3 protein-coding genes and 1 other annotated feature are annotated in these 3,033 nt (G+C 56.4%); all 3 genes read right to left on the reverse strand.

What is annotated here, in order from left to right; genetic code table 11:
* Positions 1 to 245: hypothetical protein (locus ACP15K_RS20245; RefSeq protein WP_424991459.1), on the reverse strand; the 245-nt coding region annotated here is incomplete at its 3' end.
* Positions 246 to 762: 517 nt separating this feature from the next.
* Entirely contained in the window at positions 763 to 1,554 is a 792-nt protein-coding gene (locus tag ACP15K_RS20250; RefSeq protein ID WP_424991460.1) for a tyrosine-type recombinase/integrase, read from the reverse strand.
* Between the two features lie 194 nt (positions 1,555 to 1,748).
* A protein-coding gene (locus tag ACP15K_RS20255; protein ID WP_424991167.1) for an IS3 family transposase occupies positions 1,749 to 2,983 on the reverse strand; the annotation gives its coding sequence in 2 pieces (ribosomal slippage) (positions 1,749 to 2,683 and positions 2,683 to 2,983; 1,236 coding nt in all).
* Positions 2,580 to 2,696: a sequence feature (AL1L pseudoknot), on the reverse strand. It overlaps the preceding gene by 117 nt.
* Positions 2,984 to 3,033: the final 50 nt, after the last annotated feature.

Genomic DNA, 3,033 nt, shown 5'->3' on the forward strand with positions numbered 1-3,033 from the left:
TTCATGGCATCGTTGAATGTCAGGCTACCTGTGCCGGTCCCATCGGCCCAACCATTGCGAATACTAACAAGATTTAGACTGCTGCCGTACCTTGGGATAGATTGGTCGAACCAGATATTAACTCTGTCGATCTCATTCTCATCTGTCCCGCTGGCGGAAAACATAGCCGTTACATCGCCGTTCGACAAATCGACAACATCCGGTAGGTCAAGGGCGGTCAGGATTGGAGCGGTAAGGTCAACCATTATTGAATCTCTTAGTTGGAGTGCCGGCGTGATGATGTCGCGTCGGGCGGAAAGGCCTCTCAGGTGGGCAAAATGTTGCATTGAGACTAGTTGGTCGCGAGGTCCAAACACGCTCAGAACGCATGCTTGGCAGTTCTTCAAATCAGCACATTGATCATTCTCACATGATCAGCACTCCGTACTGCAGTGCACTACGGAGTGCCGGTCGTCACCAACCATGGGGTCATCCCTGCTGCGACGAAGACTTCACGGACTGTTGGGAAAACCAAACGCCGGACTGCCTTTCGCGTAGTCCCCCGGTAACACCTCTGCGCTCTCACTACCATCAACGCGCACCACGAATACCATTTGTTGGGGGCACATTTTCGGAAAGTTTACCGGACTTCAAGGCCTTCGCGAGCATTTTTCACGCCAGAAGGTGTGCCAGCCAATGGATCGGTTCTTGATGTGGGCTGAAGTGCCTGTTGTCTCTTGGCACTATTGCCCAAGTCAAGGAAGGAGTTCCTGAGAGTCTTGCCTACAATGACGTCTTGGAATTCTGCGCTGGCCCGACCTCCGCGGCACAGTCACGCATTTGCTTGATGATCTGGCGTTGGCGAGTGCGGTTTACCGGTAGGTACGAGTTCAATGTCGTGGCAAGGCGCTCATGGCCAAGATTGAGAGACCACGCCTTCATCGCCTCGATATCCGGGCACACCTCATTTCCATGGTGTACGAGCGTCTTGCGAATGCTGTGTGGGGTGTATTCCGGCAGTTGGACCGCGGCGAAGGATTTCCGGATGACCTTGTTTAGTTGCGTCGTACCTGCGTAGCATTCCCGGGAAAGGCCGAGGTTTGCAAAGCCTTGCCCCGGCCGCACTCCGATCCTTGGCTTGGGAAAGAGGGCATCTGCAGGACCGAACAGGAGTTCCTGCTTCAGATAGGCCACCCAAGCCGTGAATACGTCCAGGTAGGCGCTGTCCACTGGCAGAAACCAGGTGTCGATGGTCTTTGCATTCTTCGTGGCAACCTCTCGGGCATCCTGGCAGACGTGACGCTCCTCGAGGTTGATGTGTAGCAGCTTGAGGCTGCCGGTGGCACCGATCCGTGCGCCGGTGAGCATCATGAAGGCAAACAGCGCCTTGTCACGTTTGTCGCAGTCCGTCGCGGCGGGCATGGCGGTGAACGCCTTGAAGCATGCCTCCATGGATGGGTAGGGAACTTCACGTTGGGTGTGCGCGATACGGGCGTTTTTACGGTTGTTCTTGAAATATGCTGTGTCGCTGTAGCTGAGCTTCGAGCGGTAGCCCGGCTGACTGGACAGCCACACGAAAAAATCTCTGACAAGCGCAAGCGTTGCATCCACCGTGGCGTGGCTGAGCGGCTTTTTCGTGCGTGCGTTGATTGCCTTGTTCAGATCCGTTTTGAATCGGGCCGCTTGTTCGATGTGAAACTTTGCGAAGAGCTTGAAGTTGGTGCTCTGTGAACCGCCCCGGGTTTACCGGAGAGGGTTTGGTTCAATGATTAGGCTGCTTTTTCGTCAGCGTTCAAGGCTTCGTAGAAGGCCTCTTCTGCTTCTTGCGGCGTGACGTATCCGATGGCGCTGTGCAGGCGTTCGTTGTTGTACCAGTCGATCCATTTCAATGTCTCCCATTCGACCTGGCCAACCGATTTCCAGGGGCCGATGAAGTTGATAACTTCGGTCTTGAACAGGCCGATGGTGCTTTCGGCCAGAGCATTGTCATAACTGTCCCCGACGCTGCCGACCGAGGTGTCGATCCCTGCTTCGGCCAGTCGCTCGGTGTATTTGATCGACAGGTATTGGCTGCCACGGTCGCTGTGATGGATCAGTTTGTCGGCCTCGCACGGAGCCCTCTGGCAGATGGCCTGGTTCAAGGCATCCAGCACGAAACCGGTCGACATCGAGGTCGAGACGCGCCACCCGACGATCTTGCGGGCGAAAACATCGATCACGAAGGCTACGTAAACCATTCCCTGCCAGCTGGAGACATAGGTGAAATCCGAAACCCAAAGCTGGTTTGGGAAATCCGCCGCAAACTCTCGATTCACCTTGTCGTCGGGGCATGGCTGTGCCGTGTCAGGATTGGTCGTGACGACCTTCTTGCCCCGGACAACACCCTGAATACCCATGGCTTTCATCAGGCGCTCCACGGTGCAACGAGCGATGTCGTGTCCTTCCCGGCGCAGAGCGTGCCAAATCTTGCGTGCGCCGTACCGGCACCGGCTGGCATCGAACACACGTCTGATGGCAGCCTTGTCCAGAACATCACGCTTCGCCCGCTCGGACGCAGAGGCCGGTTCGTGTTCAACGGACTTGTGGGCATAGAACGTCGATGATGCGATTCCCAGAACCCGGCAGATCGGCCCGACACCAAAGACATCACGGTGGTCGTCGATGAAGCCAATCATCGCTTGAACGGGCGGTCGAGCTCCGCCTGAGCGAAATACGCTGACGCCTTCTTCAGGATCTCGTTGGCTTGCCTGAGTTCACGGTTCTCACGCTCCAGGGCTTTGATCCGTGCCTTTTCCTCGCTCGTCGGTCCGGACAATTCACCTGCATCACGCGCAGCGCGCCGATACCAGTCCCGCAGGCTGAAAGACGAACAGCCCAGCTTCGAGGCAATGGCCCGGTAGGCGGCACTGTCGCTGCTGTAATCAGAACGATGTTCGCGGAAAAGCCGAACGCCGCGCGCGCGGAACTCAGCCGTGTAACTCGGGGAAACTTTCTTCTCTGTCATGGGGCTCACCTTTTGAGAGTTTTACTCTCCGGTAAACCCGGGGCGGTTCA

Source organism: Fluviibacterium sp. S390, assembly GCF_049800695.1.
Taxonomy (GTDB): domain Bacteria; phylum Pseudomonadota; class Alphaproteobacteria; order Rhodobacterales; family Rhodobacteraceae; genus Meridianimarinicoccus.